13 protein-coding genes are annotated in these 14,182 nt (G+C 60.1%); 9 read left to right on the top strand and 4 right to left on the bottom strand.

What is annotated here, in order from left to right; translation table 11 throughout:
• Positions 1 to 4: 4 nt before the first annotated feature.
• Positions 5 to 1,099, top strand: coding sequence for an ABC transporter ATP-binding protein (locus RA25_RS06390; RefSeq protein ID WP_039170826.1), 1,095 nt, complete (start codon positions 5 to 7; stop codon positions 1,097 to 1,099).
• 276 nt (positions 1,100 to 1,375) lie between these two features.
• Here the strand turns inward: RA25_RS06390 and RA25_RS06385 are convergent, their stop codons facing one another.
• Positions 1,376 to 1,846: a MarR family winged helix-turn-helix transcriptional regulator gene (locus RA25_RS06385; RefSeq protein WP_052254181.1), complete on the bottom strand. Its 471-nt coding sequence runs from the start codon at positions 1,844 to 1,846 to the stop codon at positions 1,376 to 1,378.
• 149 nt (positions 1,847 to 1,995) lie between these two features.
• Here RA25_RS06385 and RA25_RS06380 point away from each other — a divergent pair, with 149 nt between their 5' ends.
• From RA25_RS06380 to RA25_RS06365, 4 genes are all read left to right on the top strand, one after another.
• On the top strand, positions 1,996 to 3,186 hold the full coding sequence (locus tag RA25_RS06380; RefSeq protein WP_052254180.1) for an amidohydrolase: 1,191 nt from the start codon (positions 1,996 to 1,998) through the stop codon (positions 3,184 to 3,186).
• A gap of 34 nt (positions 3,187 to 3,220) precedes the next feature.
• Complete coding sequence (locus tag RA25_RS06375) at positions 3,221 to 4,258, top strand: TRAP transporter substrate-binding protein (RefSeq protein ID WP_052254179.1); 1,038 nt, start codon at positions 3,221 to 3,223, stop codon at positions 4,256 to 4,258.
• A gap of 111 nt (positions 4,259 to 4,369) precedes the next feature.
• On the top strand, positions 4,370 to 4,825 hold the full coding sequence (locus tag RA25_RS06370) for a TRAP transporter small permease (RefSeq protein WP_241477374.1): 456 nt from the start codon (positions 4,370 to 4,372) through the stop codon (positions 4,823 to 4,825).
• Positions 4,822 to 6,114 carry a TRAP transporter large permease gene (locus RA25_RS06365; RefSeq protein WP_039170821.1) on the top strand — a complete coding sequence of 431 codons (1,293 nt, stop codon included), beginning with the start codon at positions 4,822 to 4,824 and terminating at the stop codon, positions 6,112 to 6,114. Before RA25_RS06370 ends, RA25_RS06365 begins: the two co-directional genes overlap by 4 nt.
• Before the next feature lie 88 nt (positions 6,115 to 6,202).
• On the opposite strand, the gene RA25_RS06360 is transcribed toward RA25_RS06365, so the two are convergent.
• On the bottom strand, positions 6,203 to 6,913 hold the full coding sequence (locus RA25_RS06360) for a helix-turn-helix transcriptional regulator (protein WP_039170820.1): 711 nt from the start codon (positions 6,911 to 6,913) through the stop codon (positions 6,203 to 6,205).
• A gap of 90 nt (positions 6,914 to 7,003) precedes the next feature.
• Between RA25_RS06360 and RA25_RS06355 the strand changes: the two genes are divergently transcribed.
• The 4 genes from RA25_RS06355 (at position 7,004) to RA25_RS06340 (ending at position 12,045) form a co-directional block, all read left to right on the top strand.
• Positions 7,004 to 8,611 carry an FAD-dependent monooxygenase gene (locus tag RA25_RS06355; protein ID WP_039170817.1) on the top strand — a complete coding sequence of 536 codons (1,608 nt, stop codon included), beginning with the start codon at positions 7,004 to 7,006 and terminating at the stop codon, positions 8,609 to 8,611.
• A complete protein-coding gene (locus RA25_RS06350) occupies positions 8,608 to 8,787 on the top strand; it encodes a hypothetical protein (RefSeq protein ID WP_027233530.1) in 180 nt (59 codons plus the stop codon). The genes RA25_RS06355 and RA25_RS06350 overlap by 4 nt, the downstream gene beginning before the upstream one ends.
• Positions 8,788 to 9,057: 270 nt before the next feature.
• Positions 9,058 to 10,995 carry an FAD-binding monooxygenase gene (locus RA25_RS06345; RefSeq protein WP_039170814.1) on the top strand — a complete coding sequence of 646 codons (1,938 nt, stop codon included), beginning with the start codon at positions 9,058 to 9,060 and terminating at the stop codon, positions 10,993 to 10,995.
• A 126-nt stretch (positions 10,996 to 11,121) separates the two neighbouring features.
• Positions 11,122 to 12,045: an AEC family transporter gene (locus RA25_RS06340; protein ID WP_039170811.1), complete on the top strand. Its 924-nt coding sequence runs from the start codon at positions 11,122 to 11,124 to the stop codon at positions 12,043 to 12,045.
• Between the two features lie 23 nt (positions 12,046 to 12,068).
• Here RA25_RS06340 and RA25_RS06335 read toward each other — a convergent pair whose 3' ends face one another.
• Together RA25_RS06335 and RA25_RS06330 are read right to left on the bottom strand one after the other, a co-directional pair.
• On the bottom strand, positions 12,069 to 13,277 hold the full coding sequence (locus RA25_RS06335) for a benzoate/H(+) symporter BenE family transporter (RefSeq protein WP_052254178.1): 1,209 nt from the start codon (positions 13,275 to 13,277) through the stop codon (positions 12,069 to 12,071).
• Positions 13,270 to 14,157, bottom strand: a complete 888-nt coding sequence (locus tag RA25_RS06330) for a 3-keto-5-aminohexanoate cleavage protein (RefSeq protein ID WP_039170809.1) — start codon at positions 14,155 to 14,157, stop codon at positions 13,270 to 13,272. Before RA25_RS06330 ends, RA25_RS06335 begins: the two co-directional genes overlap by 8 nt.
• Positions 14,158 to 14,182 lie beyond the last annotated feature (25 nt).

Raw genomic sequence — 14,182 nt, 5'->3', positions numbered from 1 at the left:
AGCCATGCTGGACACTCCAATCGTGCATTTTGACAACGTTGTTAAAAAGTTCGGCAGCTTCACCGCTGTTGAAAGGGCCGACTTCCAAATAGCCCGCGGCGAATTCCTGGCAATCATGGGCTCTTCGGGCTGCGGCAAGACAACCACCTTGCGGATGCTGGCCGGACTTGAGGATCCGACCGAAGGCAGCATTTTTCTGGACGGGGAGAAGATCAACGGCAGGCCGACTTGGGAGCGGGACACGCCGATGGTCTGGCAGAGCCTGGCCCTGTTCCCTTTCCTTACGGTGCAGGAGAATGTCGAATTCAGCCTTAAGATGCGCAAAGTTTCTAAGGGTGAACGGCGTGAACGGGCCCGCAAGTGGCTGGACCGGCTTGGTATCCTGGAGTTTGCTGACCGCAACATCTCGCAGCTGTCCGGCGGCCAGCGCCAGCGTGTCGCGCTCGCCCGTTCGCTGGTGACCGAACCTAAGATCCTACTGCTGGACGAGCCGCTTTCCGCTCTTGACGCCCATTTGAAAGTCCGTATGCAGTCGGTACTTTCGGGCCTGCAAAAGGATCTGGGCATCACTTTCGTCTACGTTACCCATTCGATGTCCGAGGCCTTCTCCATGGCCGACCGGGTGGTGATCATGAGCCGCGGTAAGATTGAACAGATCGGTACGCCCGAGGAAATATACCGCGAACCGCACAACCGCTTTGTTGCGGACTTCCTGGGCTCATCCAACGTGTTTGCCGGCAGCCTCAAATCGGGCGGAAATGAAGTTTGGCAAGTCGCATCAGAACACTCGGCATTCACATTGAAAGCGTCTTCAGAAGTACAAAAGACTGAAGGATCTTCGCTGGCTTTTGCGGTGAGTTCTGAGAACATGTCCTTAGCCGCCATTGGGACGCCCTGGACAGCAAACAGCATTGAAGCCACGGTTGTCGGCGGCGAATTTGCAGGGGCCTCTGCCACTGTCTTCCTGGAAACCGATCAGGGTCAGGAACTTAAAGTGCAAAAAGGACATGACGAACTTAAGACGGTAGACATCAGAGCAGGACAGAGACTTCTGGTTCACTGGCTGCCGGAGCATTGTCACGTTCTGCCTGGCGAATGAACAGTCTAACGCACTCACTGTGAAGGTCTGCCTCTTGCTCTGATCAGAGGCCTGTTTGCTCTTGCAGTAAATAGCTGGAAGTTGCCCACCTTACTTGGACGCCCGGAGAGGTTACCGTTCGTTGTCTGGCCCCTCAACTGGGCTGTCTGCCGTCGCCCGCCGCGAGATGGCCTCGCCGCGGAGGTAACCGCAGGCGCTGCGCCGCCGCAAGGCCGGTTGGATCGAGCAGCAACGTTTACTGAGGGGTTCTATGGGAAAAACGTCAGAACAGGCTGCCTAATCAATAGCCAAAGCAGTCCGGTATTCTTCCGAGGTGATCCAGCTGCCGAGCCGGTCGAGAATTCCGTCAAGCGTTGCAAGCTCTTGTTCCGACAGAGGTTCAGTCAGAATTACCTCAAGACGGTCAGATAACTGGCGGGCGATGCGACGGATATTTTGCCCTTTGGGCGTTGTAGTCAGCAGAAACACCCGGGCGTCTTCGAGAGAGTTCTCCCTCGCAATCAGGCCGTCGCCCAACAGGGTTCGAATGATCCTCGACGTAAGGCTGCGCTCCAATCCCGTCGCCTTGGCTATCTCCGCAAATGTGGTGCCAGGTGTGTCGTCAATTAGCCTTAAAACCCGCAATTCCCGGATCCGGAAGCCCGTTTCGCGCAAGAATATCTCGTCATTGGCGCTGATCGCTTCCTGCGCCACGAGCTCGAGCCGGTAAGTCAATCTTTCGTTCCTGAAGGCTTTGTTCATTTTCATTTAGATCCGTATTTACTGAGCCGCGGTGCAGGAAAAGTATCAAGCGATACCCTGATTTCATCAAGCAATATTCTTAAACTCCAACTAGTTTGCAAATTTAATCTCACGGCACAACCATCTTGCCGTAAGATATAATGGAGACCCGTCGCATGTTTGCAGAGTGGTATAGCATCCAGAAGCCCATTTCTGAGAGCTGGCTGCACGATCTTCACAGCCATCCCGAAACTGGCTTCGAAGAAACCAAGACCGCTGCCTTCGTAGCAAGCCGTCTAACGGAATTCGGCTATGAAGTTGCCACTGGCCTCGGTGGCACTGGTGTCGTCGGAACCTTGCACGGTGCAGGCGCCAGTGATGCTGCACCGGGCCGCCGCATCGGCTTTCGCGCCGAACTGGATGCACTGCCGATGGCAGAAGAGGCCGACGTGCCCTACCGCTCAAAGGTGGAAGGGAGGTTCCACGGCTGCGGCCATGACGGCCACACCGTCACCGCGCTCACTGCAGCCGCCTATCTGGCGCACAGCCCAGATTTCGAAGGCACCGTGCATTTCATCTTCCAGCCTGCCGAGGAATTGCTGACCGGTGCCCGCGCAATGCTGGCCGACGGCCTGTTCGAGCGTTTTCCCTGCGACGAGATCTACGCCCTGCACAACCTGCCCGGCCTGCCGGCGGGCAAAGTCGGTATACCATCAACTGCAGCAATGGCCTCAGCTGACAACATCGACGTCACCATTCGCGCCAATGGTGCCCACGGTTCGATGCCGCATACTGGCGAGGACGCCATTGCTGCGGCCTCGGCCTTCATCGGTTTGGTACAGCAAACGTCGACCCGGATCATCGATGCGCGGGAAGCCGGTGTGATCTCCTTTGGCGTTCTCACGGGTGGCACGGCTCGCAATGTGTTGCCTGCTGAGGTCTCCATCGAAGGCACAATGCGCACCAACGCGCCCGAGGTACGCGACAGGCTGGCCACCCTGCTTCAAGAAGCCGCCACTGCGGCCGAGCACCTCTACGGCGTCGCGGTAGAGCTTCAGGTCACCAAAGTTGCTCCTGTGACTTTCAACAATAGTGACGCCGTCGCCGCAGTGACGGCCTCGGCCAGGCGGGTCGCCGGAGCAGACAAAGTTATTGCGGATGCCCGAAATCTGATGGCCTCCGAGGATTTCTCAGAATTTCTGAACCGGGTGCCGGGCAGCTACTTCTTCATCGGCCAGGACGGACGTGCGCCGCACCACCCCGAATTCGTATTTGACCCGTCGGTCATTCCGCTCGGCGCTGCGATTTTTGCCGACCTGGCCAAAAGCCGGACCCGCGGGGTGCCCGATCCGCATCCACAAGCCTGAATAACCACGATCATTCATCCAAGGGAGGAAACAAATGATCAACCCTGCCATCAAACTGCTCAAAGGCGCGGCCGCTGTCGCCGCAATCCTGACCGCAACGGTTCAAGCCGCCAGCGCGGAAACGCTGACAATGTCGTCCTGGGTGCCGCCGACCCATTTCGTGCATACCGACTTTCTCGTGCCCTTCACTGAAAAGGTCACCGAGGTCACCGAAGGCCGTGTCACCGTAACCATCCTGCCCGCGCCGCTGGCCAGCCCGCCGCAGCACTGGGAGTTGGCCCGCAACGGCGTCGCCGACATCACTTGGGGTAATTTCACTTACGAGCCGGAGCGTTTCGTACCGCTGTGGTTCGCGGAATTCCCCAACGCCGGCACCAACGCCGAGGCACAAAGCCGGGCGCTGTGGCAAACCTACGAGAAGTTTCTGGCCGGCAACCCTGCTTTTGATGGGGTCAAGATGCTGGCCGTAGGCATGTTTGGAGGCGGGCAGCTGCACCACGGCAGCGCCGCTGTGACCACACCCGAGGATGTGAGCGGCCAGAAGTTCCGCATGGGTGGCCCGATCCAGGAGCAGCTGCTGACCAAACTGGGGGCGGTTCCCGTCGCGGCGCCCGCCACAAAAGCCTACGAAATGCTGGAAAGCGGCGTCATCGATGGCTCGCTCCACACCATGGAATCTGTGGTCAACTTCAGGCTCGAGGACAGCCTCAAGCATCATACAATTTTTCCGAACGGTTTCTATGACGCAACCTTCTTCGTGATCATGAATGGCGCCAAATGGGACCGGCTCAGTGATGCCGACAAAGCGGCGATCGAAGCCGTCACCGGTGAGGCCCTGTCGGCTGCATGGGGAAAGAACTTCGATCACCAAAACCCAGCTGCATCGGAGAAGCTGGCCGCTGAAGGTCACGAAATTGCCGAAGCCACTCCCGAGCTGATTACCGAGGTGAACAGTATCTACGACGAGATGGTGTCGGAGTGGACCGAAAAGGCAAAGGCTGCCGGCGTGGAAGACCCGGCTGCGATGCTTGGCTTCTACAGAGAGACCTACACCGAATTGGCTGCAGAATAGCCCTCTCCGGGCAATCCACTCGGGGACGGTGTGACCGTCCCCCTTTCTGCAAGAGGAGGCCGCAGGATGCGTGCTTTAGCTTTGAAAATCCGCCGGACAGTAGAAACGGCAATGGCACTGTTTCTGCTGGCCATGGTGGCCCTAACCTTCACCGATGTGATCGGACGGCGCCTGTTCGGCGAACCGGTTTACGGTGCAAACGACATCACCGAACACCTGATGGCGCTGGTAGTCTTTTCCGGCCTGCCTTTGGTGACCTCCGCGGGGGCGCATCTGACAATCGATCTTCTCGACAAACTGTTGGACCGCCCTGGGTTGGCATGGTGGCGTGTGCTGACCGGGCTTCTGGTGGCAGCTGTGCTCGGTCTGATGGCCTGGTTGTTCGTCAAGCACGGCCTCAATGCCTCGAGCATTTCTGAAGTCAGCCAGGCGCTCTGGGTGCCGCGCGCACCGCTCTATTTCTTCATGGCACTGAGCTGCGCACTGTCTGCACTGGCCGCCTTTGCCGTGGTCCTCGGCAGGCCGCTGGCCGACGCCAAAAACACCCATAAGGAGGAAGTGTTATGATTGCCGGTTCTCTATCCATGGCTGCGGCCATCCTGCTTGCCTTCCTCAGGATCCCGCTGGCCTTTTCGCTGCTCGCTGTTTCGGTCATAGGTATCGGGTTGGCGATCAACTGGAACATTGCGCTGCAGCTGGTGCCGCTGACGATCTCGGACGCGGTGCTATCTTATGACCTTGCCGTAGTGCCTATGTTCATCCTGATGGGCAACGTCATCTCCAAGACCGGCATCGCCCACGATCTGTTCCGCGCCGCATATGCCTTTGTGGGCAACGTGCGCGGCGGGCTGGCGCTTTCCGCCATGGCCGCCTGCTCCGGCTTCTCCGCAGTCTGCGGCTCCAGCTATGCCACCGCCGCCACCATGGCCAAGGTGTCCTATCCGAGCATGAAAAAATACGGCTACTCCGACGAGCTGGCGGCCGGCACCATTGCCGCCGGCGGCACACTCGGCATCCTGATCCCGCCCTCGATCATCATGGTGGTCTACGGAATTCTGACCCAGACCAACATCGGCGACTTGTTTATCGCCGGAGTTGTGCCGGGGCTGATCGGTCTGGTCGCCTACATGGTGGCGATCCGCATCGTTGCGGCTCTTGACCCAAGCCATGCGCCGCGCGGGGAAAACACCCCCTGGCCGGAAAAGCTCCGTGCGCTGTCCGGCGTCTGGCCTTTCCTGCTGCTGTTTGGGCTGATCATCGGCGGGCTGTATGCCAAGCTGTTCACCCCCACTGAGGCCGCTGGCATGGGAGCTGGTCTTGCCATCCTGATAGCGGCTTTTCACGGGCGGCTCGGCTGGAGCGTGTTGCGCACCATTATCATTGATACCGCCTATACCTCGGTATCGCTTTACACTGTGCTTTTCGGCGCACTGATGCTGTCTAAGCTGCTCACTCTGTCTGGGCTTGCCGCGGGTGTTTTGGGGCTCGTTGAGTCGACCGGGCTCGAAGGCATCGCGCTGATTTTCGTTATCATGGCGGTGTTCCTTGTGCTGGGCTGCGTGATGGATTCTATGGCCATCATTCTGATCTTCGTGCCTCTGTTCGCACCGGTGGTGGTTTCCCAAGGCTTTGACCTGGTCTGGTTCGGCATCATTGTGATCGTGGTGACTGAAATTGCCCTTGTCACGCCACCCGTCGGTATGAACGTCTTTGTTCTCAAGGCCGTGCTGCCGGAAGTCCCGGTGGTAAAGATCTTCAGAGGGCTGGTGCCGTTCATCGTCGCCGATGTAGCCAGGCTGGCTCTGCTGATCGCCTTCCCTGCCCTGACCCTTTGGCTGGGAAGCACGGTAGGGTGAACTCCGAAACCCGTTCAGGTTTTCATTGCCTGAACGGGACTTTTTCTGTGGAAACTGCCGCAGACCGGCCGCCAGCTTGGCAGCAATGTCAGCTCGAGGCACCAAGGTCTCTGCACAGCGAGAACAGCCCCGCACGCGAATTGATCCCCAGCTTGGCATAGGCGCGCTTACGGTAGGTGATTACGGTATTGGGCGCGACCTCCAGAGCCGCTGCGATCACCTCCGCCTTCTGCCCCACCAGAATACCCAGGCAGACCGCCCGCTCCCGCTCACTCAAAGCGTCCAGAGCCGGTGGAGTGGCGCTGCCGGAGGTACTTTCGAAATGCATCAGCGCCAACCGGCCTGCAACTCGCGCTAAATCCGCGTCGCAGTCCGGCTGTGCCCCACCCGTCTGGTACAGGCTTACGAACAGCCTCAGCCGCACTCCGGCGGCCAGCACAGTGGTCTTGGCCCGCAGCCCCGGCGTGTCAAAGAATATCCGCCGGTAGTCGCTGCCCATCGTTTCGGCAATCGTCTCCAGCCGCCTCAGCCGGACTGTGCCAGGCTGCGCCTGCATCAGTTCAGGCAAAAGCGGATCCTGCAGATACCAGCCATCCAGATATTGCGCTGACAGTTCCTCGGCTAGAGCTGCACTTCGGTAATGGCGCGAGAACAGGCAGCGCGCATTCCCTTCAGTGATCGCAAACACCATGACCTGATCGGCCCCCAACGTTTCCATGAACTCTGAAAACGCCGGCGCAAAGCCGCCGCTGCCCAGCAGCGCAAGACAAGTATCGATATGCTGGATACAGGATGCCATCGCCACAAGCTATCATGTCCCCCCTCAAGGAGGACAGACAGGACGCCAGCCGGGCAGCTATGTTTTTTCCACGCAAGGAGGAACTTACCAATGAGACCGGCAGGCCGCGGCGACACCGACTCGCTCTACTTCACCTACCCGCATTTCGATCCGCCGGCAGACCGCAGCAGGCTAGAATCTGATACTCCGGTCGCCATCGTGGGCGCCGGTCCTGTGGGCATGACAGCAGCACTCGCACTGGCCCGCCACGGCGTGCCATCGGTGCTGTTTGACGCCAAATCCACCTTCAACGACGGAAGCCGCGCCATCTGTGTCGCCCGCCACAGTTTTCGCATCTTTGAGCGTATCGGCGCAGTGGCGCCCTTCCTGGAAAAAGCACTGCCTTGGACCACCGGGCGCAGCTTCTACCGCGGCCGCCAGATCCTCGAGTTCGATATGCCCGATAGCCCGGCCGAGAAATACCGGCCGATGTACAACATTCAGCAGCAGTACATCGAGCAATTTCTGTGGGACGCCATCGCCCGCGAGCCGCTGATCGAAACCCGCTGGCAAAGCCGGGTCACCGGGGCAAGGGACACCCCCGACGGCATCTCCCTGACAGTCGAGGATCCGCACGGCACTTATACGGTCTACGCAGCTTGGGTGCTGGCTGCGGACGGCGCCCGCAGTGCCATCCGCAAACTGCGCGGCCTGCGCCTGAAGGGAGAGAACTACGAGGGCCGCTATGTCATCGCCGATGTGAAGATGCAGCACGATTACCCCACCATCCGCCGCGCCCTGTTCGACCCTGACTGCCGCCGCGGCGGCACCGTTCTGGTCCACAAGCAGCCCGATGACATCTGGCGCATCGACTACCAGCTGCGCGACGGCGAGGATGAGGCAGAGGCCATCCGCGAGGAAACCGTGCGCGCCTCGGTCAGCGCAGTGCTGCGGGAGATTGGCCATGACGGCGACTGGGAGCTGGAATGGTGGAGCGTCTATTCCGCCAACACGCTGGCGCTTGATGATTATCGTGACGGACGCGTGTTCTTCGTCGGCGACAGCGCCCATATCGTGCCGATCTTCGGCGTGCGCGGCCTGAACAACGGCTTGGCCGACGCCTGTGACATCGCATGGAAACTGGCCTGGGTGCTGCAAGGAAAAGCCGGGACAGCGCTTTTGGACAGCTACACGCCGGAACGCCGCGGCGCGACGCTGGATGTCTTCGCCAATGCATCCAAGTCGGCCCGGTTCATGACCCCGCCCAGCCCCGGCTGGCAGTTGATGCGGGACGCCGCGCTGAACCTCGCGCTAAGCCATCCGTTCGCAGGCGAGCTGGCCAACCCCCGGCAGATGACTCCCTACAGTTATGCCGCCAGCCCTGCCGTCTGGGCCGACGATACGGGCTTCGAAGGTGGCCCGCAGCCTGGCACGGTGTTGCCCGACGCCCGCACCTCAGACGGGTTTCTCTCCGGCCTTCTGGGCTCCGGCTTCAGTCTCGTCACCTTCGGGGAAGCGTTGGCCGAAACTGCTGCTGAGCTGGGCCTGACACATATCGTATTGCCACCGGGTTCCGACGCCGCGCGGTTGCTTTCTGCCTCTCCGGACAGCGCCTATCTCATCCGGCCCGACACCCATATTGCCGCCCGCTGGTGCCAAGCCACACCTGACGCTCTGCGGCAGGCCTTCGCCAGCGCCACAGCAGGAGAAATCAAATGACACCGGAAGACCTCGAATCCGTTTTTGAAACCCTGGCCCGTGCGCTGGACGCCGCAGGAGAAGAACAGCACGCTGCACTGCTGGCGAAACTGGTCCTGCTGTTGTCCCGCGATTTGGATGACCCCGGCCTGGTCTGCCGGCGCATCATGGAAGCGGGCAAGAATCTTGCCGCTTAGCGCTGCCACCTTCAGTCCGGTGCGGTGCCCCCGCAGGCTGGCTTCGTCACGCAGCCGGCGGGCATACTGAAATTTGCGAAATCAACGGGGACTCTAATCTTAACCGCACACCTCTCAGCCCGGTTTCTACCCTGGGGCAGAGCAACCAGCAGTAACAGCATGAATGCGCTGGCCAACCGGAATGGTATGCATGCATACCTTACTTGAGGGGGGGCTGAATAATACAATCAGTAATAACCAGTCAGAAAGCGGTGAAGCGGAGAGTTGGCCATGCAGTACTACGTTGACGGGTTCAAACCTGGTGATCCCGATGTCAAACCACCAGCACCTGGTCTTGGTCGTGCCACCTCGAACGCAAACGAAATCCCGCAAAAGGTTGATGTACTGATTGCCGGGTGTGGACCCGCGGGGCTGTGTCTCGCGGCACAGTTGGCGGGTTTTCCAGAAATTTCGACTATGATTGTCGAACCAAAACACGGGGCTATGGAAAAAGGGCAAGCCGATGGCGTCAGCGTCCGCTCGATGGAAATGTTTCAGGCCTTTGGATTCGTAGAAAAGGTAAAGCGCGAAGCATACTGGGTGAACCAGACGGCGTTCTGGAAACCGGACCCCGCCGATCCGAGCCATATCCACCGCGTCGGGATCGCTCAGGACGTGGCCGATGATCAGTCGGAGATGCCGCATACAATCGTGAACCAGGCGAGGATACACCAATTGTTCCTCGACGTGATGAAGAACGCCCCAACACGTTTGGAACCCCATTACGGGCTGCGCGTCAAAGACCTGGCGATTGACAGCGGCAGCGACGATCACCCCGTTACTGTTACCTTGGAACACGTGGCCGAAGATGGCAGCGCAGGTGACACTGTTTCGGTGCGCGCGAATTATGTGGTCGGTTGCGACGGCGCGCGCAGCACAGTGCGCAAATCAATCGGTGGCAAGTTACACGGAGATGCGGCGCATCAGGCCTGGGGGGTTATGGATATTCTGGCAAATTCAGATTTCCCGGATCTGCGCAGGAAGTGCCTGATCCAGTCAGCGAAGGAAGGCAATATCCTGATCATCCCGCGCGAAGGCGGCTATCTATTCCGGATGTATGTCGAACTCGACAAGCTCAATCCGGATGAACGGGTGTCGAACCGCAACCTGACAGCCGGCGATATTATCGCTGCGGCGAACCGGATCATGGCCCCCTACTCCATCGACGTCAAAGAGGTGGTCTGGTGGTCGGTCTACGAGATCGGCCACAGGCTGACCGACAAGTTCGATGATGTCCCCGCGGATGAGATTGCCCACCGGACACCCCGCGTTTTCACCGCCGGGGATGCCTGCCACACCCACAGCCCCAAGGCGGGGCAAGGTATGAATGTTTCCATGGGCGACACCTTCAACCTCGGTTGGAAACTTGCCCATGTTCTGACCGGCCGGTCAGACCCGGGCCTGCTGCATAGTTACTCGGCCGAACGTCAGCTGGAAGCCAAGCGGTTAGTTGAGACCGATCACAAGTGGGCGCGCGTTATGAGCGCTCCGCCGGGCGAATCCGAACTTGATGGCAGCGAAATGCCCCGGTTTCAGAAGCAGTTTATCGAAAACCTGGAGTTTACCGGCGGGCTTGCCGTTCACTACGAACCTTCGCGGATCATCGCCGAGTCGGCACACCAGTCGCTTGCCACAGGTCAAATCGTGGGCAAGCGCTTCCATTCGGCGCCGGCTCTAAGGCTATCCGATGCGAAGCCCATGCAGTTGGGCCACGTTGCCGAGGCAGACGGGCGATGGCGCATCTACGCCTTTGCCGGACGGAATGACGACGGGACTGCGGGCGGAGCGATCCACGATCTTTGCGCCTATCTGAGCAGCGACCCTGCCTCACCGGTCCGGCGCTACACGCGCGCGGTCGAGGACATCGATGCACTGATCGACCTGCGCGCCATCTTCCAGCAGGATTTCAAGGCGCTGAACTTCGAGAATATGCCGGGCCTGCTGCGCCCGGCCAAAGGCCGCTACGGGCTGCGCGACTTCGAGAAGATCTTCTGCACCGACTACAAACTGGGGCAGGACATCTACGCGATGCGCGGCATTGACTGCAAACAGGGCTGCATGATCGTTGTCCGGCCGGACCAATACGTGGCGCACATCCTGCCGCTTGACGGCTTCGCTGCACTTTCAACCTTCTTCGACAGCGTCTTCAAACCGCAAGATTATCAATAAAGGGGCCGCCGCCGCACACCGCGCCGCGCTTGTTCAAATGCAGCGCTGGCACCTTGATGCCAGCTCCGACTCTGCGCCGGGCAACATGCACGCGCGCCCAAGCGGCGCCTTCCAGAGTGATTCACCATGACCGATGTCCTGCTCCTGATGCTGCCGATCTTCACGATGATCGGGATCGGCAGCCTCTTCGTGTCCCGCAGATGGTTTCCCGCAGACGGCCTGCCGGTCCTGAACCGGTTCGTGATGAATGCCTGCATTCCAGTGCTGCTGTTTTCCGCCATCGCAAACGGCGAAACGCTAGCGGATTTCTCCTGGCTCAACGCATTCGTCTTTGGCGCCGCATCGCTAGTGTCGAGCGCGGTTCTGTGGGCCGTCCTGCGCTTTGCCCTGCACGAACCGGCCCCGCAGCGCATTATCCTGGCGCTCGGCGGGGCGGCCGCCAACACCATTTTTCTCGGCTTCCCAATTGCCTCGGCCTTCATACCCGGCAGCGCGGCCAAGGTCTTTTCCTGGGTCGTGTTCGCCGAAGTCGCGATCATCATCCCGGTCGTGACTACACTGGCGCTGCTGGCCGAGAACACATCCGGTCAGAACGCCTTTGGCGCCGCATTGAAAGCACTGGCGCACAGCCCAGTCGTCTTGGGTCTGGCCGCCGGTTTCGCCTTCCTCGCGACCGGCCTCACCCTGCCGGAATGGTTGGACCGGGTGGTCACGTCAATCGTCGCCGCCGCGCCGTTCATCGCGCTGTTCGTGATCGGCGGCAGTATCCTGCAATTCCGGGTGTCGCGCAGCGGACCGCGTGTCGCGGCCGTCACCGCGGCCAAGCTGATCATCCACCCGTTTGTGGTCGGCGGTGCCTTCTGCGCTGTATTCGGCTGGCAGGACCCGGTAGCGCGGGACGCGGTCCTGTTTTCGTCCATGCCGCTGTTTCTATCCTATGCGGTGTTCTGCGGCCGCCACTCAGTCGGTGAAACCGGCGCGTCGGCCATTGTTCTGTCAACGCTTTTCGGGGCCGTCACGGTGCCCGTCATCCTTGCCCAGCTGTACTGAAACCGCATGCAAAGGGGGGCCGCTCACGCCGCCAGCCGGTCCATCATCCAGCGGCCAAACCGCGTCAGGAAATGAAACACGATGCCCGCCACGACTCCCCAGAATGCCGCGCCGATCCCGAAGAGCGACACGCCGGATGCGGTGAAAATGAAGGTGAGCAGCCCAGCCTGCGCGTCTTCGGACGCCATCATTGCGGCGGTAAATTTCAGGATCGGTTGCAGCAGCGCCAACCCCGCCAGCAGTGCGATGACGGAGGATGGCAGCATGATCAGGATGTCGACGATGCTCCCGGCAAAGAGCCCGCCGAGGCAAAAGAACAATCCGCAGGCAACACCCGCAATGTAGCGGCGCTCCGGGTTTTCGTGACTGTCTGGCCCTGCGCAGAAAGAAGCCGTGATTGACGCAAGCGCGGTGCTGATCCCGCCGAACACCGCGGCGCCCGCGGACGCAAGCCCTCCAAAGATCATGATCGGATTGGCCGAGACCGCGTAGCCATTGGCTCTCAGAACCGCCATTCCTGGCAGATATTGCCCGCTGAGAGTCGTTATTAGCAACGGCACTGCAAGACTGAGCATCGCTGCCACCGAGAACTCTGGCGCTATTGCTTGTGGCTGCGCCATCGACAAGCTCACCGATGTGATCGATGTTTCATAAGCGATGGAGGTGAGCATAAGAGCCAGCCCAAGCAAAGCGAGCACGGCATAGCGCGGCACGGTGGCGGTGCAAATTGCGAAGGCTGCGATGAGAACGGAGACCACCACCGGATCTGTGGTCAGCCCGCCTGCAGCCTTGAGGCCGAAACCGAACAGGATACCCGCCATCATGCCGTTAGTTACGGCGGGAGGAAGGACTTTCACGAGCCAATCAAACAGGCCGGAAATACCGATGAGGACCAAAGCCGCCGCGACGGCAATGTAGGCACCTGCCATCTCAGCAGCAGGCAAAGAAGGACCGAACCCGATAAGAAGCACGGTTCCAGGCGCGGACCAGGCCATGGCGACAGGGACACGGAACCACAGGCTGAGGACGATGCTCGACAGCCCTGCCGCGATCGAGATTGCGAAAACCCACGATGTGAATGCCGGCCGGGAAATTTCCATGGCCTCGGCAGCACTGAGATAGATCAGCAGAGGACCTGAATAAGATACAAGGACTGCAAGGAAACCGGCCCCGACGGCGGAGCCGGAAATGTCCCCCAGGCGCAGTCGCTGGTATCCAGCCGTATCAGACAATTGTGGCCGCCGCGGTTTTTTCGGTCTCGCCTCGGTTCATGCTGTCGGTGGGCAGGCGAAGCCCGAGGATGCGCCGCGCTTCCTGCCAGGTCGCGACGGGGCGGTTGTTCTTTGCGCAAATTTCCGCGGTTCGTCGAACCAGAGCGGCATTGGAGGGGGCCAGCGTGTTCCGGTCGAGGCGGACATTGTCCTCAAGCCCTGTACGCGCGTGCCCGCCCGCAGCAATCGCCCATTCATTCAGCGTGAGCTGATTGGCCCCGATGCCGGCCGCGCACCATGGCGCATCGTCGCCGAAAAGACGGTGAACGGTGCGGATGTAGTAGTCAAACACATCCCGATCGACCGGCATGGCGTTCTTCACCCCCATCACGAACTGAATGTAGGGTGTGCCCGCAAGCTGGCCTTCATCGGCCATCTGTCTGGCTTTCAGGATGTGACTAAGATCGAACGCTTCGATCTCTGGCTTGACGTCGTAGGCCAGCATTTCCGAAGCCAGCCAGGCCACCAGATCCGGCGGATTCTCGTAGACACGGGTTGGGAAATTGTTCGACCCGACCGAAAGCGACGCCATGTCAGGCCGCAAGGGCAGCATCCCGCCGCGTGTCTTGCCCGCACCCGACCGCCCGCCGGTCGAGAACTGGATGATCATGCCCGGGCAGTGTTTCTCGATACCTTCCTTCAGAGCCGCGAATTTCTCAGGCTCCGATGAGGGCGTCTCATCCTCATTGCGCACATGCGCATGAACGATGGTGGCACCCGCCTCAAAGGCTTCGTGGGTCGATTCCACCTGCTCCGATACGATGATTGGAACAGCCGGATTGTTGGCTTTGGTCGGCAGGCTGCCGGTAATCGCCACGCAGATGATGCAGGGGTTTGTCATTGTCTTGTTCCGGTTTTGCCGCGTC

Source organism: Leisingera sp. ANG-S5 (assembly GCF_000813925.1).
Classification (GTDB): Bacteria; Pseudomonadota; Alphaproteobacteria; order Rhodobacterales; family Rhodobacteraceae; genus Leisingera.
The sequence above is the reverse complement of the archived record's forward strand: the minus strand, read 5'-3'. Positions and strand labels throughout refer to the sequence as shown.

Bases quoted from the DNA above. Each gene is read 5' to 3' on its own strand.
- RA25_RS06355 (WP_039170817.1), top strand. From the start codon at position 7,004: ATGAGACCGGCAGGCCGCGGCGACACCGACTCGCTCTACTTCACCTAC.
- RA25_RS06370 (WP_241477374.1), top strand. From the start codon at position 4,370: ATGGCACTGTTTCTGCTGGCCATGGTGGCCCTAACCTTCACCGATGTG.
- RA25_RS06380 (WP_052254180.1), top strand. From the start codon at position 1,996: ATGTTTGCAGAGTGGTATAGCATCCAGAAGCCCATTTCTGAGAGCTGG.
- RA25_RS06365 (WP_039170821.1), top strand. From the start codon at position 4,822: ATGATTGCCGGTTCTCTATCCATGGCTGCGGCCATCCTGCTTGCCTTC.
- RA25_RS06385 (WP_052254181.1), bottom strand. From the start codon at position 1,846: ATGAAAATGAACAAAGCCTTCAGGAACGAAAGATTGACTTACCGGCTC.
- RA25_RS06350 (WP_027233530.1), top strand. From the start codon at position 8,608: ATGACACCGGAAGACCTCGAATCCGTTTTTGAAACCCTGGCCCGTGCG.
- RA25_RS06330 (WP_039170809.1), bottom strand. From the start codon at position 14,157: ATGACAAACCCCTGCATCATCTGCGTGGCGATTACCGGCAGCCTGCCG.
- RA25_RS06375 (WP_052254179.1), top strand. From the start codon at position 3,221: ATGATCAACCCTGCCATCAAACTGCTCAAAGGCGCGGCCGCTGTCGCC.
- RA25_RS06360 (WP_039170820.1), bottom strand. From the start codon at position 6,913: ATGGCATCCTGTATCCAGCATATCGATACTTGTCTTGCGCTGCTGGGC.
- RA25_RS06390 (WP_039170826.1), top strand. From the start codon at position 5: ATGCTGGACACTCCAATCGTGCATTTTGACAACGTTGTTAAAAAGTTC.
- RA25_RS06345 (WP_039170814.1), top strand. From the start codon at position 9,058: ATGCAGTACTACGTTGACGGGTTCAAACCTGGTGATCCCGATGTCAAA.
- RA25_RS06340 (WP_039170811.1), top strand. From the start codon at position 11,122: ATGACCGATGTCCTGCTCCTGATGCTGCCGATCTTCACGATGATCGGG.